We start from the raw sequence: 16,297 nt of genomic DNA, 5'->3' as shown, positions 1-16,297 counted from the left end.
ACCGCGACGCATCACGGCCGCGCAGCCGGTGCGTGCCGGCCTGCCGGCGCATCGAATCCACATCGAAGGAGACATCGTCATGACCAGCAGTAACGAAGGCGCGCTCGCAGGCGTGCGTGTGGTGGACCTGAGCCGCGTCTATGCGGGACCGTTCTGCGCGCAGACGCTCGCCGACCACGGCGCGGACGTCATCAAGATCGAACCGCCGCAGGGCGACGAAACGCGCGACTGGGGGCCCGCGATGCCGAACGGCCTGTCCAGCTACTACTGGGGACTCAACCGCAACAAGCGCAATCTCGCGCTCGACCTGTCGCATCCCGACGGACGCGACGTGCTGTTCCGTCTGCTCGAAACAGCCGACGTGCTGATCGACAACTTCAAGCAGGGCACGCTCGAACGCTGGGGCATGGGCTACGAAGACTGCCTGCGCGAACGCTTCCCGCGCCTCGTCCACTGCTCGATCTCCGGATACGGCACCGACGGCCCGCTCGCGCGGTTTCCGGGCTACGACGCCGTCGCGCAGGGCCTCGCCGGCTTCATGTCGATCAACGGCGAGCCGGGCGGCGTGCCGCTCAAGGTGCCGTTTCCTGTCGTCGATTTTGCGGCCGGCCTGAGTGCCGTGTCGAGCGTCCTGCTGGCGCTGGTCGAACGAACGCGCTCCGGTCTCGGGCAGCATGTCGACATCGACCTGTTCAGCACCGCGCTGTCGATGCTGCATCCGGTCAGCACGAGCTGGATGGCGACCGGCGAGGTGCCCGTCGCGACGGGTAACGTCTATGCCGCGATCGCGCCGTACGGCGTCTATCCGTGCAAGGACAAGCCGGTCGCAACGGGCGCCGGCAACAACCGCACGTTCGCAAGGATGGTCGAAGCGCTCGGCGTGCCCGAGCTCGCCCGCGATCCGCGTTTCGCGACCAACGCGCAGCGCGTCGCGCACCGCGATGCGCTCGACGCGCTGATCGGGCAGTTGACCGGCGAGCTGCCCGCCGACGAGGTCGTCGATCGACTGATGCGCGCCGGCGTCGCGACGGGGCCGGTCAACACCATCGCCGATGGTTTCAACCATCCGCAGGCGGCCCGCAACGCGATGTTCATCAAGAGCGACACGTATACCGGCGCGGGCGTTCCGGCCAAACTGTCGCGCACGCCCGGCTCGATACGCCGGCCGCCCCAGTCGTTCGCCGCCGATACTGACGCCGTGCTCGACGCGCTCGGCATCGACGCGGCGCGCCGGGATGCGCTGCGGCTGGCAGGCGTGCTCCACGACACGCGCGCCGACGCCACCGGGAGCACGTCATGAGCGCATCCGGCTCGTTTTCCTCGCTGACGGGCGACGACGCGCCGTCGATCCTGCGCAACGACGACGACGGCATCGCATGGCTGACGATCCATCGTCCACATGTCGCCAATGCGCTGTCCGCCGAAGCGATCCGGCGCCTGTGCGACGAACTCGTCACGCTCGACGACAACCCGACGATCCGCGTCATCGTGATCCGCGGCGCGGGCGAACGCGCGTTCAGCGCGGGCGTCGATCTCGGCGATCCCGAGATACGTGGGATGCAGCCAATGCGCGGGCTCGCCCGCAACGTGCACGAGCTGATCCTCGAACTGCGCAAGCCGACGATCGCGGCAATCAACGGCCACGCCATCGGCGGCGGCTGCGAAATCGCGCTCGCGTGCGACCTGCGGATCGCGGCCGATCACGCGACCTTCGCGCTGCCCGAAGCGCGGGTCGGGATGGGTGCGAACTTCGCGAGCGTACTGCTGCCGCTCATGCTGCCGCGCGCGATCGCGATGGAGCTGCTGTTCACGGGCCGCCGCTTCGATGCCGAAGAAGCGCAGCGCGCCGGCTTGCTGAACCGCGTCGTCCCCGGCGCCGCACTCGACGACACCGTGCGCGAACTGGCGCAGACGATCGCCGCTAACGCGCCGCTCACGATCCGCCGCATCAAGGAAACCGCGACGCGCAGCCAGGGGCTGCCGGTGGCCGCTGCGCTGCGGCTGGACGTCGGCCCCGACGTCTATGCGAGCGAGGACCGGATCGAAGGTGCCCGCGCGTTCCTCGAGAAGCGCAAACCGGTATTCAAGGGGCGCTGAACCCGACACGGCACGGCGGCACCACGCGCGCAACCGCTCCCAGAACGCGGGCGCGCCACAAAAAAGACATGGAAAGGAGACACCTTCATGCAACGGAAAGCACTCCTGATCGGAGCGTGCGTGCTGTGCGCCACGTCGGCACACGCGTCGTCGGTCACGCTGTACGGGATCGTCGACAGCTACGTCGAATTCGATCGCATCGGCAGCCTGTCGAGCATGCGGCAAAGCGGCGGCGGCTCGTCGACGAGCCGCCTCGGACTGACAGGCGTCGAGGATCTCGGCGGCGGCACGTCGACGAAGTTCGTGCTGGAAAGCGGCTTCTCGCCGGCCGACGGATCGTTCCAGGGCGGCACGCTGTTCTACCGGCAGGCCTACGTGTCGCTGCAGAACACGCGCTACGGCGACCTCCGGCTCGGCCGGCAATACACGCCCGCGTTCTACGTCGTCTATGACGGCGATCCGTTCGGGCTCAACGAACGGCTGTCGCCGCTTGCGCTGCTCGCGACGTCGACGGACACGATCACGAGCAACACGACGCCGCCGATTCCGCGCTTCAACCAGGCGGCGTCGTATCTGAGCCCCGACTGGAACGGCCTGCGCGTGATGGCCACGTACGGCTTTCCGACGCCGAACGCGCTGTCGACGCAGGCCGGGCGCAACTACGGCGCCGGGCTCCAGTACCGGATCGGCGGGCTCTACCTCGGCGCCGGCTTCCAGGGCGACACGTCGGCCGGCACCCTGGCGCCCGTCGTCTCGCCGTCGACGACGCGACACTACGTGTTCGCAGCCAACTACGCGTTCGCGCGCGTCAAGCTGTACGCCGCGTTCCTGTACGGCGTCGGAACGGCGCCGCACCTGCCCGCGTTCTCGACCGCGAGCGCCGGCGCATCGATCAACGTCGGTGCGCTCGATCGCCTGCTCGTCTCGATCGTGCGCCGCGACGTGAAAGGCTCGGCGAACGACGCGACCGCGCTCGGCGCCGGCTACGACCATCCGCTGTCGAAGCGCACGTCGCTCTACGCGCGCTATCTGTACATGAAGAACGGCGGCGCCGCCCGCAACACGGTCGTGGTCGGCCTGCAGCCGCAACCGGGCGGCACCGAGCAGGTGTTCGCGCTCGGCATCGTCCACCGCTTCTGACGGAGTATCCATGACCCCAACCCTTTCCACTCACGCGGCCGCCATCGACGAGCGCGCGACGCAGGCGCTCTACCGGCGGATCTCTCGCCGGCTGCTGCCGTTCCTGATCCTCTGCTACACGCTGTCGTTCATCGACCGGATCAACATCGGATTCGCGCACGCGCAGATGGCGGCCGAACTGCACTTCTCCGACGCCGTCTACGGGCTCGGCGCGGGCATCTTCTTCATCGGCTACATGGCGTTCGAGATTCCGAGCAACGCGCTGCTTGCGCGGATCGGCGCACGCAGGACGATCGCCCGGATCATGGTGCTATGGGGGCTCGGCTCGGCCGCGACGATGTTCGTCACGACGCCCGCGCAGTTCTACGCGTGCCGCTTCCTGCTCGGCGTGTTCGAGGCCGGCTTCTTCCCCGGCATCCTGTTCTATCTCGGCGCGTGGTATCCGCCGCGGCAACGCGCGAAGGCGTTCGCGCTGTTCATGACCGCGCTGTACCTCGCGGGGCTGATCGCCGGCCCCGTGTCGGGCGCCATCCTCTCGTACTTCGACGGCGCCGCCGGCCTGAGCGGCTGGCAATGGCTGTTCGTCGTCGAAGGGCTGCCGAGCAGCGTACTCGGCCTCGTCGCGCTGCGTTTTCTCGACGACCGGCCGGACGACGCACGCTGGCTGTCGGATACCGACAAGGCCGCACTGCGCGCCGCGCACGCGCAGGCCGAAGCCGGCACGCCGAACGCAAACGCGGCGCGGTCGCTGCTCGCGCACCGCGACTTCTGGCTGCTGTGCGCGGCCAATTTCGCGATCGCGGCCGCCGGCTACGCGCTCGTGTTCTGGATGCCCGTGATCCTGCATCGCGGCGGGTTGCATGGCGCGATGCAGATCGGGCTGCTGTCCGCGCTGCCGTACCTGTGCGGCATCGTCGGCATGCTCGCGATGGGCTGGCGCACCGAGCGCCGGCGCGAGTGGCGCGGGCACGGTGCAGTCGCGATGTTCGCGTGCGCGGTGGCGCTCGCCGGGCTGGCGAGCGTCGGCGGCACATCGCACCTGATGATCGCGCTCTGCATCGCGGTCGCCACGCACGCCGCGTCGTTGCCCGCTTTCTGGGTGCTGCCGGGGCTCGCGCTGCCGAAGCGTTCGATGGCGGTCGCGATCGCGGCGATCACGATGTCCGGCGCGATCGGCGGGTTCGCGAGCCCGTTCCTGATGGGCGTGCTCAACACGGCCACCGGGTCGATGCGCGGCGGGCTCTATTTCAACGCCGCGCTGCTCGCGGCCGGCGCCATCGCGCTGCTCGGCACGCTACGGGCCAGGGCATCGGCTCCCGTGCATGCCGGCTGATGGCATCCGCCTCTCCTACCTCACACTCATCGACTCCCATGAATTTCGACCTTGAACTCGAACACCGGATGATCCGCGATCTCGTCGCACGTTTCGTGAAGGACGAGCTGATTCCGCTCGAAGCCGCGGTGATGGCGCGCGAGGCCGACGGCCAGCGCTTCGGGCTGCGCGACGATGAACGCGCGCACCTCGACGAGCGTTCCCGGCAACTCGGCCTGTGGGGCCTCGACGCACCGCTCGACGCCGGCGGCTCGGACCTGCCGGCCGTCGCGATGGTCGGCGTGAACGAAGCGATCGGCACGACCGTGACGCCGTACATCCTGCCGCCCGATTCACCGAACCTGCGGATGCTGTGCGAAGTGGCCGACGACGCGCAACGCGCGCGCTATCTCGAACCGTACGCACGCGGCGCCACGCGCGCCGCGATGGCGATCTCCGAGCCGGGCGCCGGCTCGGATCCGGGTGCGCTGTCGACGACGGCCGTGCGCGACGGCGACAGCTGGGTGCTGAACGGACGGAAGATCTGGATCAGCCACGCGCCCGAGGCCGACTGGACGATCGTGATGGCGCTCACCGATCGAAGCAAGGGCAAGCGCGGCGGCATGACGGCGTTCATCGTCGATCGCGACACGCCGGGCTTCGTCATCGAACGGCGGATCCCGATGATCGGCGGGCTGTCGACCTACGAAATCGTGCTGGAGGACTGTCGCCTCCCCGCCGCGCAGTTGCTGGGCGCGGAAGGCGCCGGCTTCGCGCCGATGCAGGCGCGGCTCGCGAACCGGCGGCTGGAGATGGCCGCATGGTGCATCGGCCGCGCCGAGCGCGCGGTCGCGATGCTGTGCGACCATGCGAAACAGCGCAAGACTTTCGGCGTGCCGCTCGCGGAGCGCCAGGCGGTCCAGTGGTGGGTCGCCGACGCGCTCACGCAGATCCACGCGTGCCGCCTCATGACCTACGAAGCGGCTGCGCGCGTGGATGCCGGACAGGATGCGCGCACGCAGATCTCGATGGTCAAGGTGTTCGCCACCGAAATGGCATCGAGCGTCATCGACCATGCGATGCAGACGCTCGGCGCGATGGGCATGACGAAGGAAATGCCGTTGCAGCAGATGGCCAGCGAGGCGCGGTTGATGCGCATCTTCGAAGGCCCGACCGAGGTGCACCGTTGGGTCATCGCGCGCAGCGCACTCTGACCACGGCGCGCCCCCACCTTCACGATGGAGCTACGCGTTGGACACCCTGCACCTCGTCGATCCCGAAATCCGCCCGCTGCTCGAGACCTGGCCGACCGTCACGCTCGGCATCGACAACCTTGCGCAGTCGCGCGAACGCGTGCTGCCGCTGCCGCCGCCCGACCTTGCCGGCAGCACGCTCGAACGCCGCACGGTGCCCGGTCCGGCCGGCGCGCCGGACGTCCCGGTGCTCGTCTACCTGCCCGACGATCACGCGCGCCCGCTCCCGGCAATCGTCCACATGCACGGCGGCGGCTTCGTGCGCGGCAAGGCGAAGGATCTCGAGGCGGTTCATCGGTCACTCGTGACGCAGCTCGGCTGCGCGCTGATCTCGATCGACTACCGGCTCGCGCCGGAAACCGTGTTTCCCGGCGCGATCGAGGATTGCTACGCGGCGCTCGCATGGGTCTTCCGCGATGCCGACGCGCTCGGCATCGACGCATCGCGCATCGGCGTGGCAGGCGAAAGTGCGGGCGGCGGGCTCGCCGCCGCGCTGGCGCTGCTGGCCCGCGACCGCGGCGAGTACCGGCTCGCGTTCCAGCATCTGGTCTATCCGATGCTCGACGATCGCACCTGCACGCGCCCGCCGCATCCGCATGCCGGCGAATTCGTCTGGCATGCAGCCAACAACCGGTTCGGCTGGACCTCGTTGCTCGGTCACGCGCCGGGCATCGACGGCGTGTCGCCGTACGCGGCCGCTGCACGCGCCACGCGGCTCGACGGCCTGCCGCCCACGTTCCTGTCGGTCGGCTCGCTCGATCTGTTCGTCGACGAAAATCTCGACTACGCGCAGCGCCTGCTCCGCGCGGGCGTACCGACCGAGCTGCACGTGCTGCCCGGCGGCGTACACGGCTTCGACATCGTGCCCGGTGCGCGCGTATCCGAAACGGCACGCCGCCTGAGCCACGACGCGCTGCGCCGCTTCCTGCACGGCTGACGCAAACGACGCGGGCGGCCGAAGCCGCCCGCATCGCCATCGCCGTAACCGGCAACGCTCAGAACGCATCCCCCGGCACCCGCACCCAGCCTTCCATCAGCACGCGCGCGCTGCGGCTCATGATCGCCTTCGTGACGGTCCACTCGCCGTTCTCGCGCTGCGCTTCCGCGCCGACGCGCAGCGTGCCCGACGGATGGCCGAAGCGCACCGCGTTGCGTTCGCCGCCACCGGCCGCCAGATTGACGAGCGTGCCGGGGATCGCCGCGGCCGTGCCGATCGCCACCGCCGCCGTGCCCATCATCGCGTGATGCAGCTTGCCCATCGACATCGCGCGCACCAGCAGGTCGACGTCGGCCGCGTTCACGCGCTTGCCGCTCGACGCGACATAGTCGGCCGGCTTCGCGACGAACGCGATCTTCGGCGTGTGCTGCCGCGTCGCGATTTCGTCGAGCGTATCGATCAGGCCCATGCGCAGCGCGCCGTGCGCGCGGATCGTCTCGAACTTCTCGAGCGCCTTCGCATCGCCGTTGATCGCGTCCTGCAGCTCCGTGCCCGTGTAGCCGATCGCTTCCGCGTCGACGAAGATCGTCGGGATGCCCGCGTTGATCATCGTCGCCTTCAGCGTGCCGATGCCCGGCACGGCCAGATCGTCGACGAGGTTGCCGGTCGGGAACATCGAGCCGCCCGCGCCTTCTTCCTCGGCGGCCGGATCCATGAATTCGAGCTGCACTTCGGCGGCCGGGAACGTGACGCCGTCCAGTTCGAAGTCGCCCGTCTCCTGCACCGCGCCGTTCGTGATCGGCACATGGGCAATGATCGTCTTGCCGATGTTCGCCTGCCAGATCCGCACGGTCGCGACGCCGTCACGCGGCACGCGCGCCGGATCGACGAGCCCGCCGCTGATCGCGAACGGGCCGACGGCCGCCGACAGGTTGCCGCAGTTGCCGGTCCAGTCGACGAACGCGCGGTCGATCGCGACCTGCCCGAACAGGTAGTCGACGTCGTGCCCGGGCCGCGTGCTCTTCGACACGATCACCGTCTTGCTGGTGGACGACGTCGCGCCGCCCATCCCGTCGATCTGCTTGCCGTATGGATCGGGGCTGCCGATCACGCGCAGCAGCAGCGCGTCGCGCGCGGCGCCCGGCGCCTGCGCGGCATCCGGCAGGTCCTGCAGCCGGAAGAACACGCCCTTGCTGGTGCCGCCGCGCATATAGGTCGCGGGAATCCTGATTTGAGGAATGTGAGCCATGTTTGCGTTATCCCTGTGTGCGTCGGTCACGCCGCCTGCGACGATTCGAGGAAGTCCTGCGCGAAACGCTGCAGCACGCCGCCCGCTTCGTAGATCGACACTTCCTCGGCCGTATCGAGCCGGCACGTCATCGGCACTTCGACGCGCTCGCCGTTCTTGCGGTGAATCACGAGCGTCAGGTCGGCGCGCGGCGTGCGCTCGCCGATCACGTCGAAGGTCTCGGTGCCGTCGATGCCGAGCGTCGTCCGGTTCGTGCCGGGCTTGAACTCGAGCGGCAGCACGCCCATCCCGATCAGGTTCGTGCGGTGGATCCGCTCGAAGCCTTCGGCGGCGATCGCCTCGACGCCCGCGAGCCGCACGCCCTTCGCGGCCCAGTCGCGCGACGAGCCCTGGCCGTAGTCGGCGCCGGCCACGACGATCAGCGGCTGCTTGCGATTCATGTACGTCTCGATCGCCTCCCACATCCGCATGACCTTGCCTTCCGGCTCGACCCGCGCAAGCGAGCCCTTCTTCACCGCGCCGTCGACGACCGCCATCTCGTTGATCAGCGTCGGGTTCGCGAAGGTCGCGCGCTGCGCGGTCAGGTGGTCTCCCCGGTGCGTCGCGTACGAGTTGAAGTCTTCTTCCGGCAGGCCCATCTTCGCGAGGTATTCGCCGGCCGCGCTATCCAGCAGGATCGCGTTCGACGGCGACAGGTGGTCGGTCGTGATGTTGTCGCCGAGCACCGCGAGCGGGCGCATGCCTTGCAGCGTGCGCTCGCCGGCCAGCGCGCCTTCCCAATACGGCGGACGGCGGATGTACGTGCTCTGCGCGCGCCAGTCGTACAGCGGCGCCGCGCGCTCGCCCGCATCGGCGCTACGCGCGAACATCGGCTCGTAGACCTTGCGGAACTGCTCGGGCTTCACGCTCGACGCAACGATCGCATCGATCTCCTCGTCGGTCGGCCAGATGTCCTTCAGCGTGACGGGCTGCCCGTCCTGGTCATGGCCCAGTACATCCTTCTCGATGTCGAAACGGATCGTGCCGGCGATCGCATACGCGACGACGAGCGGCGGCGACGCGAGAAACGCCTGCTTCGCATACGGGTGGATGCGGCCGTCGAAGTTGCGGTTGCCGGACAGCACGGCCGTCGCGTACAGGTCGCGATCGACGATCTCCTGCTGGATCTTCGGGTCGAGCGCGCCCGACATCCCGTTGCAGGTCGTGCACGCGAACGCGACGATGCCGAAGCCGAGCTTCTCGAGTTCCGGCAGCAGGTTCGCTTCTTCGAGATACAGCTCGACCGCCTTCGAGCCCGGCGCGAGCGAACTCTTGACCCACGGCTTGCGCGTGAGGCCCTTCGCGTTCGCGTTGCGGGCGAGCAAGGCCGCGGCGATCACGTTGCGCGGGTTGCTGGTGTTCGTGCAGCTCGTGATCGCGGCGATGATCACCGCGCCGTCGGGCATCTCGCCCGGCGTCTCTTCCCACTGGCCGGCGATCCCGCGTGCGGCGAGATCGGACGTCGGCAGCCGCTTGTGCGGGTTCGACGGGCCGGCCATGTTGCGCACGACGCTCGACAGGTCGAACGTCAGCGTGCGTTCGTACTGCGCGTTGGCGAGCGTATCGGCCCACAGGCCGGCTGCCTTCGCATAGGTCTCGACGAGCTTCACCTGCTCGTCGCTGCGGCCGGTGAGGCGCAGGTAGTCGGTCGTCTGGCCGTCGATGAAGAACATCGCGGCCGTCGCGCCGTATTCGGGCGCCATGTTCGAGATCGTCGCGCGGTCGCCGAGCGTGAGGCTCGCCGCCCCTTCGCCGCGGAATTCCAGATACGCGCCGACCACCTTTTCCTTGCGCAGGAACTCGGTCAGCGCGAGCACGACGTCGGTCGCGGTGATGCCGGGCTGGCGCTTGCCGGTCAGCTCGACGCCGACGATGTCGGGCAGGCGCATCCACGACGCACGGCCGAGCATCACGTTCTCGGCTTCGAGCCCGCCGACGCCGATCGCGATCACGCCGAGCGCGTCGACGTGCGGCGTGTGGCTGTCGGTGCCGACGCAGGTGTCCGGGTACGCGACGCCATCCTGCGCCTGGATCACCGGCGACATCTTCTCCAGGTTGATCTGATGCATGATGCCGTTGCCCGGCGGGATCACGTCGACGTTCTCGAACGCCTTCTTCGTCCACTCGATGAAGTGGAAGCGATCCTCGTTGCGGCGATCCTCGATCGCGCGGTTCTTCGCGAACGCGTCCGGATCGAAGCCGCCGCATTCGACGGCGAGCGAGTGATCGACGATCAGCTGCACGGGCACGACCGGGTTCACCTTCGCCGGGTCGCCGCCGCCGTCGGCGATCGCGTCGCGCAGGCCGGCGAGATCGACGAGCGCCGTCTGCCCGAGGATGTCGTGGCACACCACGCGCGCCGGGAACCACGGGAAGTCGCGTTCGCGCTTGCGCTCGATGATCTGCTTCAGCGAATCGGCAAGGATCGCCGGGTCGCAGCGGCGCACGAGGTTTTCGGCGAGCACGCGTGACGTGTACGGCAGCGTGTCGTAGGCGCCGGGCGCGATCGCGTCGACCGCGGCACGCGCGTCGAAATAGTCCAGCGACGTGCCGGGCAGGGGTTTGCGGTTGGCGGTATTCATGATGTGGGGCGGAATTCGGGGTATGACGTTCCGCGCGCGCCGGCGGCCCGCATCACGGGTGCCGGCGCGTGCGGCGGGCGTTTCAGCGCTTCTCGATCGGCACGAACTGCAGGTCTTCCGGGCCCGTGTAGTTCGCGCTCGGGCGGATGATCTTGTTGTCGACGCGTTGCTCGATGATGTGCGCGCTCCAGCCCGACGTGCGCGAGATCACGAACAGCGGCGTGAACATCGCGGTCGGCACGCCCATCATGTGATACGACACCGCGCTGAACCAGTCGAGGTTCGGGAACATCTTCTTCGCGTCCCACATCACCGATTCGAGGCGCTCGGCGATGTTGTACAGCTTCAGGTCGCCCGCTTCCTTCGACAGCTTGTGCGCGACGCCCTTGATCACCTTGTTGCGCGGATCGGAGATCGTGTAGACCGGGTGGCCGAAGCCGATCACGACTTCCTTGTTCTCGACGCGGCGGCGGATGTCGGCTTCGGCATCGTCCGGCGAGCTGTAGCGGCTCTGGATTTCATAGGCGACTTCGTTCGCGCCGCCGTGCTTCGGCCCGCGCAGCGCGCCGATCGCGCCGGTGATCGCCGAGTAGATGTCCGAGCCCGTGCCCGCGATCACGCGGCCCGTGAACGTCGATGCGTTGAATTCGTGCTCCGCGTACAGGATCAGCGACGTGTGCATCGCCTCGACCCACGACTTCGACGGCGTCTTGCCGTGCAGCAGGTGCAGGAAGTGGCCGCCGATCGAGTCGTCGTCGGTTTCCGTCTCGATGCGCTTGCCGTTGTGCGAGAAGTGATACCAGTACAGCAGCATCGAGCCGAGCGACGCCATCAGGCGGTCGGCGATGTCGCGCGCGCCCGGCAGGTTGTGGTCGTCCTTCTCCGGCAGCACGGTGCCGAGCACCGACACGCCGGTACGCATTACGTCCATCGGGTGAGCCGACGCCGGGATCTGCTCGAGCGCGGCCTTCAGCGCGCTCGGCAGGCCGCGCAGTGCGCGCAGCTTGGTCTTGTACGCGGCCAGTTCGGTCAGGTTCGGCAGCGTGCCGTGCACGAGCAGATGCGCGATTTCCTCGAATTCGCACGATTCGGCGACGTCGAGAATGTCGTAGCCGCGGTAGTGCAGGTCGTTGCCGGTCTTGCCGACCGTGCACAGCGCCGTGTTGCCGGCCGTCACGCCCGACAGCGCCACCGATTTCTTCGGCTTGAATGCGCCTGCGGCGGCCGGTGCTGCTGCGTCTTTCGTCTCGCTCATGTTTCCTTTCTCCAATGGGTATCGGGGGTGCGGGCCGCGTTACTTCTTGCCCTGCGCGAACAGCTCGTCGAGCTTGCGCTCGTATTCGTGATAGCCGAGGAAGTCGTACAGCTCGGCGCGCGTCTGCATCGTCGGCACGGCCGCCTTCTGCGTGCCGTCGCGGCGCAGCGTCTCGTAGAAGTTCAGCGCGGCCTTGTTCATCGCGCGATACGCGCCGCAGCAGTACAGCGCGATGTCGACGTTCGCCTCGCGCAGTTCGTCGACCGTAAACAGCGGCGTGGAGCCGAATTCGGTCAGGTTCGCGAGGATCGGCACCTTCACGGCAGCCTTGAAACGGCGGTAGTCGTCGAGCGTCTTCATCGCTTCCGGGAAGATCATGTCGGCGCCGGCTTCGACGTAGGCCACCGCGCGTTCGATCGCCGAGTCGATCCCTTCCGCGGCGGCTGCGTCGGTGCGCGCCATGATCACGAACTGGTCGTCGGTACGCGCATCGACCGCGGCCTTCACGCGATCGACCATTTCGTCGATCGGCACGACCTCCTTGCCCGGACGGTGGCCGCAGCGCTTCTGGCCGACCTGGTCCTCGAGGTGCACGGCCGCGACGCCGGCGTTGATGAACGAGCGGACCGTGCGCGCGATGTTGAACGCGCCGCCCCAGCCCGTGTCGATGTCGACCAGCAGCGGCAGGTCGGTCGCGTTGGTGATCCGCGTCGCGTCGATCAGCACGTCTTCCATCGTGCTGATGCCGAGGTCGGGGATCCCGAGCGAGTTCGCGGCGACGCCGCCGCCCGACAGGTACACGGCCTTGAAGCCGACGGCCTGCGCCATCTTGGCCGCGTACGCGGTGATCGCGCCGACCACCTGCAGCGGCTGTTCCGCCGCGACTGCCGCGCGGAATTTCGCGCCGGCGCTCTGAAGATGCGTATTGCTCATGAACGGCCTCCTGATGGAATGCCCGATAACAGCAAGGACCGGGCCAGCTCGCGAAACGTCGCTAACCCACTGATTCTTAAGCAACCGGCACACGCGACGCAGCGCCCAGACATTTCAATTCAGCAATTTCGTGTTTCAAAAATGAAATCACACGCGCATAATCGATCGTCATGGACCTCTCCTCGACCAAGCCCGTCGGCCCGGCCGATCGCACGGTGCGCCCGCGCATCTGGGCGATGGGCATCAGCCGCCTGCGCGACCTGTTTCGCGAGATCGCAGGCGAATTCGACGAACGCGCCGACGTGCGCATCGTCACGCGCGCCTATGAAGATGCGCTGAGCGCGATCGCCGAGGCCGGCGCCGCGCGGCCCGACGTGATCGTCGCGGCCGGCTCGAACGGCGGCTTCCTGAAAACGCGTGCGCAGGTGCCGGTGGTGGTCGTGTCGCCGACCGGCTTCGACGTGATGCAGGCGCTTGCGCGCGCCCGGCGCGACGCGTCGCGGATCGCGCTCGTCAGCGCCGGGGAAACGCCGCCCGAAGTGCGCCGCTTCGTCGCCGCGTACGGCCTCGACGTGCAGTTTGCGTCATATCAGTCGGCACAGGAAGCGGAAGCCTGCGTGCACGACCTGCACGATCGCGGCATCGAAACGATCGTCGGCCCGGGCCTTGTCACCGATCTCGCGGCGAGTGCCGGCATGGGCGCGGTATTCCTGTATTCGCACGCATCGGTGCGCAAGGCCGTCGAGACGGCGCTCGAAGTCGCATATGCGACGCACGCCGAGGCGTTCCGCCGCCAGCGGCTCGACACGCTGTTGCAGCATCTGCGCGACGGCGTCGTCGCGCTCGATGCGCACGGCCGCGTCGAGGCGATCAACGAGCGGCTCGCGTCGGCGCTCGGGGTCGAACCTGCGGCGGCCGTCGGCCGCGCGCTCGTCGACTTGCGCCCCGAGCTGCGCACGCTGCGCGGCGAGGACGGCGACGCGCTCGCGACCGTACGCGGCGTGCGCTACGTCGTGCATCGCGGGCCGCTCGTCGATCGCGGCGTGACGTCGGGCAGCGTGCTGACGTTCCAGGAATCGCGGGCGGTCGAGCGGCTCGATCGCGCGTTGCGGTCGCAGCCGACCACGCAGCAGTTCGCCGCGCGCTACGCGCTCGACGACGTGGTCGGCGCGTCGGCACCGATGGCGCGCGTGCGTGACCTCGTGCGCCGCTACGCGAAATCCGATGCGACCGTGCTCGTGCTCGGCGAAAGCGGCACCGGCAAGGAAATGATCGCGCAGAGCCTGCACGCGCTGTCCGCGCGGCGCAGCTACCCGTTCGTCGCGGTCAACTGCGGCGCGTTTCCGGAGGCGCTGCTCGAGAGCGAACTGTTCGGCTACGAGGAAGGCGCGTTCACCGGCGCGCGGCGCGGCGGCAAGACCGGCCTGTTCGAGGCCGCGCACCGCGGCACGCTGTTTCTCGACGAAATCGGCGAGATGCCGCCATCGCTGCAGAGCCGGCTGCTGCGCGTGCTGCAGGAGCGCGAGGTGATCCGCCTCGGCTCGACCGAGCCGATCCGCATCGACGTGCGCGTGATCGCCGCGACACACCGGCCGCTGCTCGCGGCCGTCGAGGCCGGCACGTTCCGCGCGGATCTCTATTACCGGCTCAACATCCTGAACGTCGGCCTGCCGCCGCTGCGCGAGCGCGCGGCCGACATTCCGGCGCTCGCGGCGACGCTGCTCGTGCAGGCGGCGCGGCGCGAGCCGCGGCTCGCCGAACGCCTGCGCGATGCCGGCGATGCCGCGCGTGTGCTCGGCACGACGCAGGCCACACTCGCGCGCTACCGGTGGCCCGGCAACGTGCGCGAGCTGCAGAACGTGATCGAGCGGATCGCGGTGGAACTCGCCGAGGAAGCCGATGAAAACGATCCCGCCGCCGCGTGCGCCGCGCTCGATCCCGACGCGCTGCAGGCGATCGCGCCCGAGCTGTTCGCCGCGCCGCCCGACGCGGCCGATACCGAAGACGCGCAGACGCTGCACGCGCGCCGCCGCCGCGCGGAAGCCGACGAGATCCGCGCGGTGCTCGACGCATGCGGCGGCGACCGCGACCGTGCGTGCGCGATGCTCGGCATCAGCAAGACGACGCTGTGGCGGAAGCTGTCGGCGAAATAGGCCTGGCGCGCGGCCGGCCCGTCAGTCGGCCTTGTGATAGTGGCGGTACGCCTTCGCGCGATTGCCGCACGACGACATCGAGCACCAGCGGCGGCTGCCGTTCTTGCTGTCGTCGACGAACAGCCACTGGCATGCATCGTTCGCGCAGCGCTTGACCTTCGCGAGCCGCGCGCCGCCGAGCAGGTCGACCGCCGACCACAGCACCGGGCTCAGCAGCCCCGCGAGCGTGGCGCGTGCCGCATCGATCCGCCACGCATAGCCGCCGTCGATGCGCGCCAGCGCGACGCGCGGCGACGCTTCCGCCAGAAAACCGCTCAACAGCGCGAGATCGTCGGCCTGCGGCTCGCGTTGCTCGGCCTGCGCATGAAAGAGCCGGTACAGCGCCTCGCGCAACGCGAGCGAGCGCGCCAGCATCGCCGGCTCGTCGCCCTTTTCTTTCCATTTCTCCTTGTCGGGCACGCGACATGCATCGGCCAGTGCGGCCGGTACGCCCGCCTGATCGCGGCACCAGGCCAGCAGGTCGTCCATCGTGCCGAAGGTTTCCGTTGGCGGGTCGCTGCCGCGCCAATACAGCGTATTCGCGAAATCGAGGCTCAACGTTTCGGACGGCGCGGGAATCAGATAGTCCGTCGTGACGGAAGGTTGCGTTTTGCTCATGACGCGATCGTATCTAACCACCATGCCGGTTGACAAGCGCCCGAGCGATTTCTAACATAACCTGCATGGTGGTTAAAAACAGGTTTGCCGCACTGACGCCCCTTTCAATCCAAGGAGACACAGATGAGCGATCGCTTTTCGTTCAGGGTTATCCACACCGCCGCCGGCCGCACGTACGACGACAGCACGCTCGGCGCGCTTCGCTACAAGCGGCTGGCATGGTGCCTGCAAGCAGGCTTGCCGCACTGACGTCCCCCTCTCGGTTCAAGGAGCTACAGATGATCGACCATCTTTCGTTCGGCGTTGCCCACATCGACCGCAGCCGCACCTTCTACGACAGCGCGCTCGGCGCACTCGGCTACAAGCGTCTATATAGCGACGACGGCGCCGTCGGGTACGGCACGACCGAGCCCCAGCTGTGGTTGGAGCACGCGGCTCGGCCCGTCGTCGCCGATCCCGATTCCGGATTGCACCTGTCGTTCAAGGCTGCTTCGCCGGTCGAGGTCGACGCGTTCTACCGCGCCGCGCTCGAGCACGGCGGCAAGGACAACGGCGGGCCCGGCAAGCGCGAACACTACGGCCCCGGCTATTACGCGGCGTTCGTCGTCGATCCCGACGGGTATCGGCTGGAAGCGCATTGCGAGCTCGACAACGTCGTGTGACGCCGCTGCATATATCGCGTACCAATGC

14 protein-coding genes are annotated in these 16,297 nt (G+C 68.5%); 9 read left to right on the top strand and 5 right to left on the bottom strand.

Features of this window, described 5'->3' with window-relative positions; translation table 11 throughout:
* Positions 1-79: 79 nt before the first annotated feature.
* The 6 genes from DIE03_RS13420 to DIE03_RS13395 all read left to right on the top strand — a co-directional run bounded on the left by DIE03_RS13420 (position 80) and on the right by DIE03_RS13395 (position 6,739).
* Positions 80-1,300 carry a CaiB/BaiF CoA-transferase family protein gene (locus tag DIE03_RS13420; RefSeq protein ID WP_124450946.1) on the top strand — a complete coding sequence of 407 codons (1,221 nt, stop codon included), beginning with the start codon at positions 80-82 and terminating at the stop codon, positions 1,298-1,300.
* Entirely contained in the window at positions 1,297-2,097 is an 801-nt protein-coding gene (locus DIE03_RS13415) for an enoyl-CoA hydratase/isomerase family protein (protein WP_124450944.1), read from the top strand. Before DIE03_RS13420 ends, DIE03_RS13415 begins: the two co-directional genes overlap by 4 nt.
* An 87-nt stretch (positions 2,098-2,184) precedes the next feature.
* On the top strand, positions 2,185-3,237 hold the full coding sequence (locus tag DIE03_RS13410) for a porin (RefSeq protein ID WP_124450942.1): 1,053 nt from the start codon (positions 2,185-2,187) through the stop codon (positions 3,235-3,237).
* Positions 3,238-3,247: 10 nt separating this feature from the next.
* Positions 3,248-4,570 (top strand): MFS transporter, encoded by a 1,323-nt coding sequence (locus tag DIE03_RS13405; protein ID WP_124450940.1) that lies wholly within the window; start codon positions 3,248-3,250, stop codon positions 4,568-4,570.
* Between the two features lie 38 nt (positions 4,571-4,608).
* Positions 4,609-5,763 (top strand): acyl-CoA dehydrogenase family protein, encoded by a 1,155-nt coding sequence (locus DIE03_RS13400; protein ID WP_124450939.1) that lies wholly within the window; start codon positions 4,609-4,611, stop codon positions 5,761-5,763.
* Positions 5,764-5,800: 37 nt separating this feature from the next.
* Positions 5,801-6,739 carry an alpha/beta hydrolase gene (locus DIE03_RS13395; protein ID WP_124450937.1) on the top strand — a complete coding sequence of 313 codons (939 nt, stop codon included), beginning with the start codon at positions 5,801-5,803 and terminating at the stop codon, positions 6,737-6,739.
* Positions 6,740-6,797: 58 nt separating this feature from the next.
* Here DIE03_RS13395 and prpF read toward each other — a convergent pair whose 3' ends face one another.
* The 4 genes from prpF to prpB form a co-directional block, all read right to left on the bottom strand.
* Positions 6,798-7,988 (bottom strand): 2-methylaconitate cis-trans isomerase PrpF, encoded by a 1,191-nt coding sequence (prpF, locus tag DIE03_RS13390; protein ID WP_124450935.1) that lies wholly within the window; start codon positions 7,986-7,988, stop codon positions 6,798-6,800.
* A gap of 26 nt (positions 7,989-8,014) precedes the next feature.
* Positions 8,015-10,609, bottom strand: a complete 2,595-nt coding sequence (gene acnD / locus DIE03_RS13385) for a Fe/S-dependent 2-methylisocitrate dehydratase AcnD (protein ID WP_124450933.1) — start codon at positions 10,607-10,609, stop codon at positions 8,015-8,017.
* 82 nt (positions 10,610-10,691) lie between these two features.
* Positions 10,692-11,864 (bottom strand): 2-methylcitrate synthase, encoded by a 1,173-nt coding sequence (prpC, locus tag DIE03_RS13380; RefSeq protein WP_124450931.1) that lies wholly within the window; start codon positions 11,862-11,864, stop codon positions 10,692-10,694.
* Positions 11,865-11,903: 39 nt separating this feature from the next.
* Positions 11,904-12,797 carry a methylisocitrate lyase gene (gene prpB, locus DIE03_RS13375; protein WP_006480320.1) on the bottom strand — a complete coding sequence of 298 codons (894 nt, stop codon included), beginning with the start codon at positions 12,795-12,797 and terminating at the stop codon, positions 11,904-11,906.
* Between the two features lie 170 nt (positions 12,798-12,967).
* Between prpB and prpR the strand changes: the two genes are divergently transcribed.
* Entirely contained in the window at positions 12,968-14,950 is a 1,983-nt protein-coding gene (prpR, locus tag DIE03_RS13370) for a propionate catabolism operon regulatory protein PrpR (RefSeq protein WP_124450929.1), read from the top strand.
* Positions 14,951-14,971: 21 nt separating this feature from the next.
* On the opposite strand, the gene DIE03_RS13365 is transcribed toward prpR, so the two are convergent.
* On the bottom strand, positions 14,972-15,631 hold the full coding sequence (locus DIE03_RS13365) for an ABATE domain-containing protein (protein WP_124451137.1): 660 nt from the start codon (positions 15,629-15,631) through the stop codon (positions 14,972-14,974).
* A gap of 99 nt (positions 15,632-15,730) precedes the next feature.
* On the opposite strand from DIE03_RS13365, the gene DIE03_RS38730 reads away from it, so the two are divergent.
* Positions 15,731-15,856 (top strand): hypothetical protein, encoded by a 126-nt coding sequence (locus DIE03_RS38730; protein WP_260434874.1) that lies wholly within the window; start codon positions 15,731-15,733, stop codon positions 15,854-15,856.
* 29 nt (positions 15,857-15,885) lie between these two features.
* Positions 15,886-16,269: a VOC family protein gene (locus DIE03_RS13360; RefSeq protein ID WP_124450927.1), complete on the top strand. Its 384-nt coding sequence runs from the start codon at positions 15,886-15,888 to the stop codon at positions 16,267-16,269.
* Positions 16,270-16,297 lie beyond the last annotated feature (28 nt).

Source organism: Burkholderia sp. Bp8992, from assembly GCF_003853705.1.
Lineage (GTDB): Bacteria > Pseudomonadota > Gammaproteobacteria > Burkholderiales > Burkholderiaceae > Burkholderia.
This window is presented reverse-complemented; position numbering and strand designations above follow the sequence as displayed.

What these genes read in the sequence shown, in the direction of transcription:
- prpC (WP_124450931.1), bottom strand. Translation starts at nt 11,864, where the DNA reads ATGAGCGAGACGAAAGACGCAGCAGCACCGGCCGCCGCAGGCGCATTC.
- prpF (WP_124450935.1), bottom strand. Translation starts at nt 7,988, where the DNA reads ATGGCTCACATTCCTCAAATCAGGATTCCCGCGACCTATATGCGCGGC.
- prpB (WP_006480320.1), bottom strand. Translation starts at nt 12,797, where the DNA reads ATGAGCAATACGCATCTTCAGAGCGCCGGCGCGAAATTCCGCGCGGCA.
- DIE03_RS13360 (WP_124450927.1), top strand. Translation starts at nt 15,886, where the DNA reads ATGATCGACCATCTTTCGTTCGGCGTTGCCCACATCGACCGCAGCCGC.
- acnD (WP_124450933.1), bottom strand. Translation starts at nt 10,609, where the DNA reads ATGAATACCGCCAACCGCAAACCCCTGCCCGGCACGTCGCTGGACTAT.
- DIE03_RS13410 (WP_124450942.1), top strand. Translation starts at nt 2,185, where the DNA reads ATGCAACGGAAAGCACTCCTGATCGGAGCGTGCGTGCTGTGCGCCACG.
- DIE03_RS38730 (WP_260434874.1), top strand. Translation starts at nt 15,731, where the DNA reads ATGAGCGATCGCTTTTCGTTCAGGGTTATCCACACCGCCGCCGGCCGC.
- DIE03_RS13400 (WP_124450939.1), top strand. Translation starts at nt 4,609, where the DNA reads ATGAATTTCGACCTTGAACTCGAACACCGGATGATCCGCGATCTCGTC.
- DIE03_RS13365 (WP_124451137.1), bottom strand. Translation starts at nt 15,631, where the DNA reads ATGGTGGTTAGATACGATCGCGTCATGAGCAAAACGCAACCTTCCGTC.
- DIE03_RS13415 (WP_124450944.1), top strand. Translation starts at nt 1,297, where the DNA reads ATGAGCGCATCCGGCTCGTTTTCCTCGCTGACGGGCGACGACGCGCCG.
- DIE03_RS13420 (WP_124450946.1), top strand. Translation starts at nt 80, where the DNA reads ATGACCAGCAGTAACGAAGGCGCGCTCGCAGGCGTGCGTGTGGTGGAC.
- DIE03_RS13405 (WP_124450940.1), top strand. Translation starts at nt 3,248, where the DNA reads ATGACCCCAACCCTTTCCACTCACGCGGCCGCCATCGACGAGCGCGCG.
- prpR (WP_124450929.1), top strand. Translation starts at nt 12,968, where the DNA reads ATGGACCTCTCCTCGACCAAGCCCGTCGGCCCGGCCGATCGCACGGTG.